Raw genomic sequence first — 12,196 nt, 5'->3', positions numbered from 1 at the left:
CCTTGGTCACTCCGATTGATTCGGCAAAGCGAGGCGCGAGTTATCTTCAGCACCCTCTTCTTGCCCCACACGTTTTTCGTTCAACCGAACGATGTCGCTGGCCGATACATCGCCCGTCACATACACACCGTCAAAGCAGGATGCGTCAAAGCCATCGAGCTGCGGCGCATTGCCCGCCGTGGCGGCGCGAACAGCTTGCTTCATCGCTTCCACATCTTGGTAGATCAACGCATCACAACCGATCAACTCGCGCACTTCGTCGATGGTGCGGTTGTGCGCCACCAACTCTTCGGGCGTGGGCATATCAATGCCATACACGTTCGGGAAACGCACAGGGGGCGCAGCGCTGGCCATGTAGACCTTGCGCGCACCAGCGTCGCGCGCCATTTGCACAATCTCGCGGCTGGTCGTACCGCGCACGATGGAGTCATCCACCAACAACACATTGCGGCCTTTGAATTCGCTGGCAATCACGTTGAGCTTTTGGCGCACTGATTTTTTGCGCACACCTTGACCAGGCATGATGAAGGTACGGCCCACATAGCGGTTTTTCACAAACCCTTCGCGGTACGGCACACCCAGCAAGTGCGCCAACTGCGTGGCACTGGGGCGACTGGACTCGGGGATAGGAATGATCACATCAATATCGCTTGGCGGCACCGTAGACACCACGCGTTTGGCCAAGGTTTCACCCAGATTCAAACGCGCTTGGTAAACAGAAATGCCGTCCATGGTCGAGTCAGGACGGGCCAAGTACACGTATTCAAAAACACAAGGCTTGAGCTGCGGCTCATCCGCGCATTGCATGACGTGCGCTTGGCCTGCCAGGTCAATGAACACCGCCTCACCCGGCGCGATGTCGCGCTCAAACGCATGGCCGGTGCCTTCCAGAGCCACCGACTCACTGGCCACCATGTACGTACCATCTTGGCCACGGCCAATGCACAAAGGGCGAATGCCAAACGGGTCACGGAACGCCAACAACCCGTGGCCTGCAATCATCGAGATCACCGCATACGAGCCTTGGATGCGACGGTGCACACGGCGCACGGCCTCAAACACATCGGAGGGTTTGAGGGGTAAGCCGCGCGTGGCTTTGTCAATTTCGTGGGCCAGCACGTTGAGCAACACCTCAGAGTCGCTCTCGGTGTTGATGTGGCGGTGGTCTTCAGAGAACAGCTCGGCCTTCAACGTATGCGCATTGGTCAAGTTGCCGTTGTGTACCAACACCAGACCAAACGGTGCGTTCACGTAAAAAGGCTGCGCTTCTTCTTCACTGAACGCATTGCCTGCTGTAGGGTAACGCACTTGGCCCAAGCCGTTGTTGCCGGGCAAGGCGCGCATATTGCGTGTGCGAAACACATCACGCACCATGCCTTTAGCTTTGTGCATGAAAAATTTACGATCCAGCTGGGTGACGATGCCTGCGGCATCTTGGCCTCGGTGCTGCAAGAGCAACAAGGCGTCATAAATCAACTGGTTCACAGGTGCGTTGCTTGCAACGCCGACAATGCCACACATTAGGGGAGGTACTTTCCAAAATCAGCCGGTAACACCGGCTTCAACACATGCAAAAACTGTTGCAACCATTGCGCGCCTTGGGCTTGCTTCCAAGCTTCGGTTTCGCGCATGGGCGTCATGCCCACCAGCACCGTGACGGCCAACAAAATGACCAGGCCGCGCATCAATCCAAACAAACTACCCAGCAATCGGTCTAAAGGTCCTAGGCCAACTGCTGACACCAGTTTCTTAACCATCCAACTGACCAACACCGTAGCCATCAGCACCGCGATGAACACCACCACAAAACCAGCGGCGTAGCGCAGCATCTGGCTACTGCCCTCCATTGGCAGCCAAGCCGCAGCTTGCGGCGCAAACATTTGGGAGACGTAAAACGCAGCTACCCAACCCGCCAGTGACAACACCTCTTGCACGAGGCCGCGCCACATACCCAACAGCAAAGACAGGCCCAAGACAGCCAGCAGAATCCAATCTATGGCCGAAAACGTCTGCATATCAGGCAATTACAGCGTCAAGACCTGCGGTTGCAATTGCAACTGCTTGATCTTTCGGGCCACCTTATCGGCTTCATCACGACTAGTGAATGGACCAACACGCACACGGGTACGTGCACCCTCTTTGGTTTGCGCCACGTTGGTATAGGTTTTGATGCCTTCCTTTTCCACCTTGGCTCGCACCTCACGCACTTTCGCTTCGTCATTGAAGGCGCCGATTTGCACAACAAAACGCGCACCCGTGTCTTTGCTGTCCGTGGGCTTGAGCACCGCCTTCGGTTCTGGTTTTACTTCCGCATGTGCAGGTGATTTGGCCTCAGCCTTGGCGGGTTCAGGTTTGGCTTCAGGCTTAGGCAATACCGCAGCAACAGCTGCTTCTGGCTTATTGTCGACTTTGACATCGGCTTTCACCTCAGGCTTGCTGTCAGTGGTCACTACCTCTTCTTTGGCATCCAATCCCGCAGCCGCCGACAAAGGCTTTTGTTTGGAGGTGTCGACCAACGGTTTGCTAGTGGCACGGTCAGGAATATCGACCGCAATGTCCACCGACACAGGACGTGGCTGCGTATCAAACAACAAAGGAAAACCAACCACGCCCACAATGACCAACACCGAAGCACCAATCAAACGATGACGCGCGCGGCGACGCATGACGTCCACGCTCTGCGCAGGACTATTGCTGTGGTTGCCTTGCGGCTCACTACTCGGTTGACCGGGCAATCGAAACTTGAAAAAAGCCATGTGAATGGGGCCTCAGGAGCTCAAATGTGGGGCATCTAGACGGGGTATGCCATTCGCCAAAATTCCCCCGACCGTGAAAAACGATCCGAAGACCACGATTCTATCAGCGGGGTCTGCTGCAGCCACCGCTGCGTCCAGTGCAGCTTGTGGGTCGGCATGCGTACTTGCCTGCACATCTTTGCGGCTGTTGCCCGCTTGCCAGATCGCTTGTAATTTCAAGGCTTTAGCAGCGCGCTCGGTGGGTAAATCGCAAAAATACCATCGGTCCACCAAAGGCCCGAGGCGCACCAACATAGATGCCACATCCTTGTCGGCCATGGCACCAAACACCACATGGGTGGTGGGATAAAAACCCATCGCATCTAAGTTCTCGGTCAACGCAGCCACAGCGTGCGCGTTGTGCGCCACATCCAACACCAAAGCAGGCTGACCCGGAATGATTTGGAAGCGCCCTGGCAGCTCCGCCATCGCCAGCCCATTGCGAATGGCTTGTGCAGTCACAGGCATCTCGCTGCGCAAGGCTTCAAGCGCTGCCAGCACACCACTGGCGTTGACCAACTGATTCGCCCCACGCAACGCGGGGTAAGCCAAACCGCTGTAGCGACGGCCCCGCCCTGCCCAACCCCACTGCTGCTTGTCGCCGGTGAAGTTGAAGTCACGGCCAAACAGCCACAGGTCAGCGCCAATTTCTGTCGCGTGGTCAATCACGCTTTGTGGTGGCACAGGATCGCTCACGATCACAGGACGGCCGGTGCGCATGATGCCCGCCTTCTCGCGGCCAATGGTTTCGCGGTCTGGGCCTAAAAAATCCATGTGGTCCAAGTCCACGCTGGTGATGATGGCGCACGTCGGCTCAATCACATTGACCGCATCCAAGCGCCCCCCTAAGCCCACCTCCAGGATGACCACATCCAAACGCGACGAAGCCATCAAACTCAAAATAGCCAAGGTGGTGAACTCGAAGTAAGTGAGCGACACCTCCCCCCCTTGTGTACGAGCCGCCTCAACGCGTACAAAGTGCGGTAACAGATCATCCGCTTGCACCATCTCTCCGTGCAAGCGACAACGCTCTTGAAAATGAACAAGATGCGGCGAGGTATACACACCAGGGCGGTAGCCCGCCTCCAGCAAACACGCTTCCAACATAGCGCAGGTCGAGCCCTTGCCGTTCGTACCTGCCACGGTGATGACAGGGCAATCAAACTTCAGGTCCATGCGCACGGCGACAGTGCGCACGCGCTCTAAGCCCATGTCAATGTTTTGAGGATGTAAACGCTCGCCATGCGCGAGCCAACTGGCTAGTGAATTCATCTTTAGATTGTCGCCCACACCCAAGGACTTCTCCATTTGCGGCATGATTCACCCCATGAGCAAAACAACCATCACCGTTTACGGCATCCCCAACTGCGACAGCGTTAAAAAAGCCCGTGTGTGGCTCACCGATCATGGCGTTGACTACGTATTCCACGATTTCAAAAAACAAGGCATTCCATCCGAAGCACTGGACTTGTGGCTGACACAAGTCGGCTGGGAGGCCCTGGTCAACCGCAAAGGCACCACATGGCGCAAACTTGATGCAGCCTTGCAAATGGGTGCCACAGATAACACCTCAGCGTGCGCCTTGATACTGGCACACGCCAGCGTCATCAAACGTCCGGTGGTCGTTCAAGGCCAAACTGTCATCGTGGGCGTCAACCCACAAGCATGGGCTCGCGTTGTAGGCTGAGCGTTTGCACATTCAAGTTTTACCAGCGCTTTACAGACCCTGCGTAGTCCAAGCACTACACTCCTGCCAAGTTAAAAAAGAGATTCACTATGAAAAATACATCCATTCAAAAGACCTGCATCGTCGGTTTGATCGCCGTGTTGGGCACCTTTGCAGTGCAAGCCCAAGAGGTAGGCAAAGTCATCTCTAGCACACCCATCATTCAACAAGTAGCTGTGCCCCGTCAGGTGTGCAACAACCAACAAGTCGTCATCGATGGGCAAAAATCTGGGGCTGGCGCTGCGATGGGCGCCATCGCTGGTGGTGCCATTGGCAACCAAATTGGCAACGGTTCAGGCCGGGCCTTGGCCACCATGGCTGGTATCTTTGGTGGCGCCATCATGGGCGACAAGATCGAAGGCCCCAGCGCCCCCGAAGTGCGCCACGTCCAAAATTGCAGCCAACAAATGTTCTATGAGAACCGCACCATGGCTTACAACGTGGTGTACGAATACGCGGGCAAGCAATACACCGTGCAAATGCCACAAGACCCAGGCCCTACCGTGCGTCTGCAAATCACGCCCATGGCACCAGCCCCAGCCAACGCTGGCTACGGCGTGCCACCTGCTGGCTCTGCCCCTCGCTACTAAATTCTCATCTTCGCCCCACGCTGGGAGCGTTGATCACAAGCAAAAGCCGCATTAAGCGGCTTTTGTCGTTTTGGGTCACCTAAAATCTATGGTTTTGCAATTCATACCGAGCGCACACCATGACCACAGAAAAAATCGACAGCGTCAGCATCACCACCCAAGCCAATGTGTTTTTTGACGGCAAGTGCATCAGCCACGCCATCACCACAGCCAATGGCACCAAACTGTCGGTCGGCGTCATCTTGCCCGCCACCCTCACCTTCAACACCGCCGCCCCCGAAGTGATGGAGTGCGTGGCTGGTTTTTGTGAATACAAGCTCGACGGCAGCCACGACTGGGTCAAGTCCAGCGCTGGCGAAAAGTTCAACGTACCCGGCAACTCGAAGTTCGAGATTCGGATTCCCGAAGGAAGCGAGCCCTACCACTACATCTGCCACTTCGGTTAATCGACGGCCGATCGGAATACCATGAGCACCATCCTGCAACACCTCCCCAAAGGCCAAAAAGTCGGCATCGCCTTCTCCGGCGGCCTCGACACCTCCGCGGCCCTGCTGTGGATGAAGCAAAAAGGCGCAGTGCCCTACGCCTACACCGCCAACCTCGGCCAGCCCGACGAGTCGGACTACAACGAAATCCCACGCAAAGCGATGGAATACGGCGCCGAAAAAGCCCGCCTCATCGACTGCCGCAAACAACTCGCCGTTGAGGGCATTGCCGCCATTCAATGCGGCGCGTTCCACATCAGCACGGGCGGCATCACCTACTTCAACACCACGCCTTTGGGCCGTGCCGTCACCGGCACCATGCTCGTGGCGGCGATGAAGGAAGACGACGTCAACATCTGGGGCGATGGCTCCACCTTCAAAGGCAACGACATCGAGCGCTTCTACCGCTACGGTTTGTTGACCAACCCCAGCCTCAAAATCTACAAGCCTTGGCTAGACCAACTGTTCATCGACGAACTCGGTGGCCGCGCTGAGATGAGCGCCTTCATGACTGCCAATGGGTTTGGCTACAAGATGAGCGCCGAAAAAGCCTACAGCACCGACAGCAACATGCTGGGCGCGACCCACGAAGCCAAAGACCTCGAGAGCTTGGCCAGTGGCATGAAGATCGTCAACCCGATCATGGGCGTGCCCTTCTGGCGCGACGACTGCGTGGTCAAAGCCGAAGAAATCAGCATTCGTTTTGAAGAAGGACAACCTGTGGCCTTGAACGGCGTGGAATACGCAGACCCCGTCGAGTTGTTCTTGAAAGCCAACGAAATCGGTGGCCGTCACGGTTTGGGCATGAGCGACCAGATCGAGAACCGCATCATCGAAGCCAAGAGCCGTGGCATCTACGAAGCCCCGGGCATGGCGCTGTTGCACATCGCTTACGAGCGCTTGGTCACGGGTATCCACAACGAAGACACCATCGAGCAATACCGCATCAACGGCCTGCGCTTGGGCCGCTTGTTGTACCAAGGCCGCTGGTTTGACCCCCAGTCCATCATGCTGCGCGAAACCGCCCAGCGCTGGGTGGCACGTGCCGTGACTGGCACCGTGACCCTTGAGCTGCGCCGTGGCAACGACTACAGCATCTTGAACACCGAAAGCCCTAACCTCACCTACGCTCCTGAGCGTTTGAGCATGGAAAAAGTGGAAGACGCGCCGTTCAGCCCGCTCGACCGCATTGGCCAACTGACCATGCGCAACCTAGACATCGTGGACACACGCGCCAAGCTGGGGCTGTACGCACACACCGGCTTGCTGTCGTTGGGCGAAGGTCCGGACATGATCAAACTCGAAGGCGGGTCTAAGAAGTAAACACTTCTTAGCCACGTGCCTTCGGTGTGTTTGTTGGGTGACTTAAACCACCACAGGCTCCGGCTCCAACCGAATCCCAAACCGCGCATACACACTGGTCTGAATGGCTTTGGCCAGCGTCATCACCTCGCCGCCCGTGCAAGGGTGTTCTTTGCCGCCCACGTTGACCAACACCAAGGCTTGCTTGTCGTACACGCCGGCATTGCCCACGGTTTTACCTTTCCAGCCGCAGGCGTCAATCAGCCAGCCTGCTGCGAGTTTGATGCGGCCATCGTCCAAGAGGTAGTGCACGACTTTGGGCTCACGCGCGATGATGTCGTCACACTGGTCTTGGGTGACGGTGGGGTTTTTAAAAAAGCTGCCTGCGTTGCCAATGACGGCAGGGTCTGGCAGTTTGGCGCGGCGAATCGCGCACACCCATTCAAAAATTTGCTGAGCCGTGGGTTGGCTGATGCCTGTCTCGGCCATTTTGCGTTCGAGGTCGAGGTAGCCCAGCACGGGCTGCCAGTCTTTGCGCAGCAAAAATCGCACATGGGTAATGAGCGCTTTACCCGCCAAGCCCAAACCATTTGGGCCACTGCTCTCGTGCTTGAACACCGAGTCGCGGTAGCCAAAGGCGCATTGCGCGGCATCTAGGCTGAAGGCTTGGCCCGTGGTCAGATCCATCGCGTCCAGCGAGTGAAAGCGGTCTTGCAACTCCACGCCATAGGCACCAATGTTTTGCACGGGCGAGGCACCCACGCTGCCCGGAATCAGCGCCATGTTCTCCAAGCCGGGCCAGCCCTTGTCCAACGTCCAGCGCACCAACTCGTGCCAGTTTTCACCCGCAGCGGCCTCGACCACCCAGGCCTTGTCGGTTTCCTCCACCAAGCGCATGCCTTTGATTTCCACCTTGAGCACCAAAGGCTTCACGTCGCCCGTCAACACAATGTTGCTGCCACCACCCAGCACAAACTTCGGTGCTTCGCGCAAGGCTGCATCGGCCAACACAGCCTGCACATCGGCCTCGGTGTGGATGCGCACCAGTTGCAGCGCTTTGGCCGAAATGCCAAAACTGTTGTGCGCTTGAAGAGGGGTGTTGGGTTCCACTAACATAGGGCGATTGTCTCATTCTGATTTTGAAAGCGGCCTGCCATGCCTTCTTTTGACACCGTCCTCGAACCCAATTTGGTCGAAGTGAAAAATGCTGTGGAAAACACGGCTAAAGAAATCGCCACCCGCTTTGACTTCAAAGGCACCTCTGCCGCCGTTGAACTCAAAGACAAAGAGATCACCATGTTTGGCGATGCCGACTTTCAGTTGGTGCAAGTCGAAGACGTGCTGCGCAACAAGCTGGCCAAGCGCGAAGTCGATGTGCGCTTCCTCGACAAAGGCGATGTGCAAAAAGTTGGCGGCGACAAGGTCAAGCAAGTCATCAAAATCCGCAACGGCATTGAAACCGAAGTGTCCAAAAAGATTCAACGCCTGCTCAAAGACAGCAAGATCAAAGTGCAAGCCGCCATCCAAGGCGATGCGGTGCGCGTCAGCGGCACCAAGCGCGACGACTTGCAAGCGGCCATGGCTTTGATTCGCAAAGACATGACCGACTTACCTTTGTCGTTCAGCAACTTCCGCGATTAACTGGCGTCTTTCTTCCCGCCAATCTTCGACTCTTGCCCAGACACCAGCCGCACGATGTTGTCTTTGTGGCGCATCAGCAGCAAGGCACTCATCACCGTCACAGCCAGCAACTCGGCCTCACTGGTTTGCCATGCCAGCTTGTCGCCAAAGACATAGTAAGCCGGTGCAAACACCGAGGCAGCCAAGGCCGCCAGTGAGGAATAGCGAAAGAAGAACGCCACGATCAACCAAGTGCCGATGGTCGCTACGCCCAACAAAGGCTCGACCCCGAACAAAATGCCTGCCGCAGTGGCCACACCTTTGCCGCCTTTGAAGCCAAAGAACACAGGCCACAAATGTCCCATGAAGGCCGCGATGGCCACCAAGCCCACCGCACGGTCATCCAAGCCAACCGCGGGGCCAAACACCTTGACCAGTAACACTGGGAAGTAGCCTTTGAGTGCATCCAACAACAAGGTGGCCGCCGCAGCTGCCTTGCTGCCCGAGCGCAGCACATTGGTGGCCCCTGGGTTTTGACTGCCGTAGGTGCGTGGATCGTCCAAGCCCATCAAACGACTCACGATGACCGCGAAAGACAAAGAGCCCACCACATACGCGCCCAAAGTGAGCGCCACAACTATCGAAGAATCAGCAAACATTTATTTTTTCCTTTTTACTGAGCAGGATCGCGCAGGTCCCAACGAATGGCATCGATGGCGGCCAAGAGCTCTGGCGACAAGGTAGTTCCCCACGCATCCAAATCAGCATCGAGTTGCGCCAGCGAGGTCACGCCAATGATGGTGCTGGTCACTTGCCACTTGGTGTAGCAAAACGCCAACGCCATTTGCGGCGGAGTCATGCCGTTTTCCAACGCCAACGCGTTATAGCGGCGTGCAGCGGCCAAAGATTCAGGACGGCCCCAGCGTTGCTTGCGCATGGTCTCGTACTTCGTCATGCGACCATCTTTCGGGGCCCCTTCGCCCAATAAACCGCAGTCGTCGTACTTGCCTGTCAGCAAGCCAAAACCCAAAGGCGAATAGGCCAAGAGAGCGACATTCAAACGGTGGCAAGTTTCGTCCAACCCGTTTTCATAGGTGCGGTTAATCAGGCAATACGGGTTTTGCACAGATACCACGCGCGGCAGACCGTGTTGTTCGGCCAAGCGCACAAACTCATGCACCCCATAAGGCGTTTCATTGGACAGCCCGATGTGGCGTACCTTGCCCGCTTTGACCAACGTTGCCAACGCGTCCAACTGCGCATGGATATTGGTTTTGGAACTTTCTTTTTCAGGGTCGTAATACACAGCGCCGAATGCAGGGACATGGCGTTCGGGCCAGTGAATTTGGTAGAGATCAATCACATCGGTTTGCAAGCGACGCAAACTACCTTCACACGACGTGAGGATGTCTTGCGCCGAAAGACCTTGGCTGTCACGAATCCAAGGCATGCCACGCGAGGGCCCAGCCACTTTGGTGGCCAACACCAACTTTTGACGGGCACTGGGGTTTTTGGCAAACCAGTTGCCAAGGATGGTCTCGGTGTGACCACACGTCTCGGCCTTGGGCGGTACCGAATACATCTCGGCGGTGTCGATGAAGTTCACACCACGCGCCAGCGAGTGATCGAGGATGGCGTGTGCGTCGGTTTCGTTGACTTGCTCGCCAAAGGTCATGGTGCCTAAGCAAATTGGCGTGACGTGCAAATCGCTGGTACCCAGCTGAACAAGAGGAAATGTCATGTGTCTACTCACGGATGGAAGGCTGATAAAACCCGACAAGTCTAAAGCCTGCCCCACCTTGATTTGATTTTTTCATTTGATTTTGGCGCGTTCCTCTTCTTGCAAGCGCAGCACACGGCGTTGCACCTTGCCTGTGGTGGTCATGGGCAACTCAGGGGTGAATTCAATTTCTTTGGGGTATTCGTAAGGGGCGAGCTTGCCACGCACATGCGCTTGCAGCTCAGCCACCAAGGCATTGCTGGCTTCAAAGCCTGGGGCTAACACCACATAGGCCTTCACCAACGCGCCGCGCTCGGCATCAGGCTTGGGCACCACAGCCGCATTGGCTACCGCAGGGTGTTTGACCAAGCAGTTTTCAATCTCACTCGGCCCGATGCGGTAACCCGCCGCTTTGAACACATCGTCAGCACGGCCTTGGTACCAAAGGTAGCCGTCTTCATCGCGCACGGCCATGTCTCCGGTGCGGCACCAGTCACCCGTGAATTTGCCTTGGGTAGACCTGTCGTTTTTCCAATAACCCAAAAAGAAAATCGGGTCTGGCTCGCCGTGTTGGTTGAAGCGGTTGAGCGCCACATCGCCCAGCACGCCCACGGGACACTCGTGGCCGTCTTCATCAATCACCGCCACACGGTGGCCGGGATAGCCCTTGCCCATGCTGCCAGGTTTGGCAGGCCAACCGACATTCACGCGGTGTGCCGTCAAACGGGTGCGGGGCTGTGATACGTCGCTGGGTGTTGCCTGCGAGGCCCATTCCATCGCGCAGTTGCCGACGATGTAGTTGATCTCCGTTTGACCAAACATTTCATTGACCGTCACACCGAGCTGCGCTTGGCAATAGCCAAACACTGCATCACCCACGGCCTCGCCCGCACTCATGATGGCTTGCAGCTTGAGCTTGAATTGACGGCTGGGTTGGGGGTAGGCCTTCATCATGGCCTTCAAGGCGGTGGGGAACAAAAAGGTGTGTGTCACACCGTGTTGCTGCATCAAGGTGAACGCCAATTCAGGGCTGAAGCGCCCATTCCACGCCACGATGGGGCGCCCAAAGTACAGCGTGGGCAGCAAGGCGTCCATCAAGCCGCCCGTCCACGCCCAATCAGCGGGGGACCAAAACACGGCTGAGCTACCTGTCGGTAGCTGCGAGGGCTGGGTTGCGCTGGCACGGTTCGCGCCATCCCCCACGGTTGCAAAGCCAAACCAATTTTGACTGCACACAAAGCCGGTCAAGTTGCCCATCAAGGCACGGTGTGGGATCAAGGCACCTTTGGGTGGGCCGGTGGTGCCACTGGTGTAAATCAGCACCGCGCCCTCTTGCGCCTTGGTTTGCACAGCCACAAAGCTGCGGTGCTGTGCAGCGATGGCGCTGGCGTAATCAACATCCACTTGCCGCATGTCAGCGGCATCGCGCACATCAACGCCCACCACCGCCCGCAACGCAGGGCACTGCGGGCGCACGGCCAACACATGACGGGCAGACGAGGCATCCACAATCGCCACCACGGCCTCGCTGTCTTGCAAGCGGTACTCCAAGGCCTCGGGGCCAAACAACTGCGACAAAGGCATGGCTACCGCCCCCATTTGCATGACGGCAATGTAGGCCACGGCAGTCTCCAAGCGTTGCGGCAACACAATGGCCACGCGGTCGCCACGCTGCACACCCAAACCTGTCAAGACATGGCTCAGTGCATCGGCGTCTGTTTGCAACTGCGCATAGCTATAGCCGTGTGGGGGCATGGGCTGCCCTTGTGCATCGGCGGCTTGGTGCTCGACGATGGCCAGCCGCTGGTGTGCGTTGGCTTGCACGGCCCAACGGCGGCTACACACCTCGGCCATGTTGAAGTACTCGGGCACAGACCAACCAAAGTCACGCTGCATGGCGTGATAAAAATCATGCGACTGTGAAGGCCGCACGGCATGCGGCGTTGAATGAGCGGTGC

At 57.0% G+C, this 12,196-nt stretch carries 13 protein-coding genes; 5 read left to right on the top strand and 8 right to left on the bottom strand.

Features of this window, described 5'->3' with window-relative positions:
• Positions 1–6: 6 nt before the first annotated feature.
• The 4 genes from purF to folC are packed head-to-tail and all read right to left on the bottom strand — an operon-like array spanning position 7 to position 4,067.
• Positions 7–1,521: an amidophosphoribosyltransferase gene (gene purF, locus RMS03_RS03730; RefSeq protein WP_310625765.1), complete on the bottom strand. Its 1,515-nt coding sequence runs from the start codon at positions 1,519–1,521 to the stop codon at positions 7–9.
• Complete coding sequence (locus tag RMS03_RS03725; protein WP_310625764.1) at positions 1,521–2,015, bottom strand: CvpA family protein; 495 nt, start codon at positions 2,013–2,015, stop codon at positions 1,521–1,523. The genes purF and RMS03_RS03725 overlap by 1 nt, the downstream gene beginning before the upstream one ends.
• A gap of 9 nt (positions 2,016–2,024) precedes the next feature.
• Complete coding sequence (locus tag RMS03_RS03720; RefSeq protein ID WP_310625763.1) at positions 2,025–2,756, bottom strand: SPOR domain-containing protein; 732 nt, start codon at positions 2,754–2,756, stop codon at positions 2,025–2,027.
• A 12-nt stretch (positions 2,757–2,768) separates the two neighbouring features.
• The gene (gene folC, locus RMS03_RS03715; RefSeq protein ID WP_310625762.1) at positions 2,769–4,067 is read right to left on the bottom strand and encodes a bifunctional tetrahydrofolate synthase/dihydrofolate synthase; all 1,299 of its coding nucleotides are present in this window, start codon (positions 4,065–4,067) and stop codon (positions 2,769–2,771) included.
• Positions 4,068–4,122: 55 nt separating this feature from the next.
• Here folC and RMS03_RS03710 point away from each other — a divergent pair, with 55 nt between their 5' ends.
• From RMS03_RS03710 to argG, 4 genes are all read left to right on the top strand, one after another.
• Entirely contained in the window at positions 4,123–4,482 is a 360-nt protein-coding gene (locus RMS03_RS03710; protein ID WP_310625761.1) for an arsenate reductase, read from the top strand.
• An 89-nt stretch (positions 4,483–4,571) separates the two neighbouring features.
• Positions 4,572–5,111: a glycine zipper 2TM domain-containing protein gene (locus RMS03_RS03705; protein ID WP_310625760.1), complete on the top strand. Its 540-nt coding sequence runs from the start codon at positions 4,572–4,574 to the stop codon at positions 5,109–5,111.
• 119 nt (positions 5,112–5,230) lie between these two features.
• A complete protein-coding gene (locus RMS03_RS03700) occupies positions 5,231–5,557 on the top strand; it encodes a pyrimidine/purine nucleoside phosphorylase (protein ID WP_310625759.1) in 327 nt (108 codons plus the stop codon).
• A 21-nt stretch (positions 5,558–5,578) separates the two neighbouring features.
• Positions 5,579–6,919, top strand: coding sequence for an argininosuccinate synthase (gene argG / locus RMS03_RS03695; RefSeq protein ID WP_310625758.1), 1,341 nt, complete (start codon positions 5,579–5,581; stop codon positions 6,917–6,919).
• A 42-nt stretch (positions 6,920–6,961) separates the two neighbouring features.
• Here argG and murB read toward each other — a convergent pair whose 3' ends face one another.
• A complete protein-coding gene (gene murB / locus RMS03_RS03690) occupies positions 6,962–8,014 on the bottom strand; it encodes a UDP-N-acetylmuramate dehydrogenase (protein ID WP_310625757.1) in 1,053 nt (350 codons plus the stop codon).
• Between the two features lie 39 nt (positions 8,015–8,053).
• Between murB and RMS03_RS03685 the strand changes: the two genes are divergently transcribed.
• Positions 8,054–8,539 carry a YajQ family cyclic di-GMP-binding protein gene (locus RMS03_RS03685; RefSeq protein WP_310625756.1) on the top strand — a complete coding sequence of 162 codons (486 nt, stop codon included), beginning with the start codon at positions 8,054–8,056 and terminating at the stop codon, positions 8,537–8,539.
• Here the strand turns inward: RMS03_RS03685 and plsY are convergent.
• The 3 genes from plsY to RMS03_RS03670 all read right to left on the bottom strand — a co-directional run bounded on the left by plsY (position 8,536) and on the right by RMS03_RS03670 (position 12,134).
• Entirely contained in the window at positions 8,536–9,177 is a 642-nt protein-coding gene (gene plsY, locus RMS03_RS03680; RefSeq protein WP_310625755.1) for a glycerol-3-phosphate 1-O-acyltransferase PlsY, read from the bottom strand. The two genes, RMS03_RS03685 and plsY, sit on opposite strands and share 4 nt — an antisense overlap.
• A 14-nt stretch (positions 9,178–9,191) precedes the next feature.
• Positions 9,192–10,259: an aldo/keto reductase gene (locus RMS03_RS03675; protein ID WP_310625754.1), complete on the bottom strand. Its 1,068-nt coding sequence runs from the start codon at positions 10,257–10,259 to the stop codon at positions 9,192–9,194.
• A gap of 72 nt (positions 10,260–10,331) precedes the next feature.
• Positions 10,332–12,134, bottom strand: a complete 1,803-nt coding sequence (locus tag RMS03_RS03670; protein WP_310625815.1) for an AMP-binding protein — start codon at positions 12,132–12,134, stop codon at positions 10,332–10,334.
• Between the last annotated feature and the right edge of the window lie 62 nt (positions 12,135–12,196).

Origin of the sequence: Limnohabitans sp., from assembly GCF_031538885.1 — a bacterium.
In the GTDB taxonomy this organism is placed as follows: domain Bacteria; phylum Pseudomonadota; class Gammaproteobacteria; order Burkholderiales; family Burkholderiaceae_C; genus Limnohabitans.
This window is presented reverse-complemented; position numbering and strand designations above follow the sequence as displayed.

What these genes read in the sequence shown, in the direction of transcription:
- purF (WP_310625765.1), bottom strand. Translation starts at nt 1,521, where the DNA reads ATGTGTGGCATTGTCGGCGTTGCAAGCAACGCACCTGTGAACCAGTTG.
- RMS03_RS03725 (WP_310625764.1), bottom strand. Translation starts at nt 2,015, where the DNA reads ATGCAGACGTTTTCGGCCATAGATTGGATTCTGCTGGCTGTCTTGGGC.
- RMS03_RS03720 (WP_310625763.1), bottom strand. Translation starts at nt 2,756, where the DNA reads ATGGCTTTTTTCAAGTTTCGATTGCCCGGTCAACCGAGTAGTGAGCCG.
- folC (WP_310625762.1), bottom strand. Translation starts at nt 4,067, where the DNA reads ATGAATTCACTAGCCAGTTGGCTCGCGCATGGCGAGCGTTTACATCCT.
- RMS03_RS03710 (WP_310625761.1), top strand. Translation starts at nt 4,123, where the DNA reads ATGAGCAAAACAACCATCACCGTTTACGGCATCCCCAACTGCGACAGC.
- RMS03_RS03705 (WP_310625760.1), top strand. Translation starts at nt 4,572, where the DNA reads ATGAAAAATACATCCATTCAAAAGACCTGCATCGTCGGTTTGATCGCC.
- RMS03_RS03700 (WP_310625759.1), top strand. Translation starts at nt 5,231, where the DNA reads ATGACCACAGAAAAAATCGACAGCGTCAGCATCACCACCCAAGCCAAT.
- argG (WP_310625758.1), top strand. Translation starts at nt 5,579, where the DNA reads ATGAGCACCATCCTGCAACACCTCCCCAAAGGCCAAAAAGTCGGCATC.
- murB (WP_310625757.1), bottom strand. Translation starts at nt 8,014, where the DNA reads ATGTTAGTGGAACCCAACACCCCTCTTCAAGCGCACAACAGTTTTGGC.
- RMS03_RS03685 (WP_310625756.1), top strand. Translation starts at nt 8,054, where the DNA reads ATGCCTTCTTTTGACACCGTCCTCGAACCCAATTTGGTCGAAGTGAAA.
- plsY (WP_310625755.1), bottom strand. Translation starts at nt 9,177, where the DNA reads ATGTTTGCTGATTCTTCGATAGTTGTGGCGCTCACTTTGGGCGCGTAT.
- RMS03_RS03675 (WP_310625754.1), bottom strand. Translation starts at nt 10,259, where the DNA reads ATGACATTTCCTCTTGTTCAGCTGGGTACCAGCGATTTGCACGTCACG.
- RMS03_RS03670 (WP_310625815.1), bottom strand. Translation starts at nt 12,134, where the DNA reads ATGCAGCGTGACTTTGGTTGGTCTGTGCCCGAGTACTTCAACATGGCC.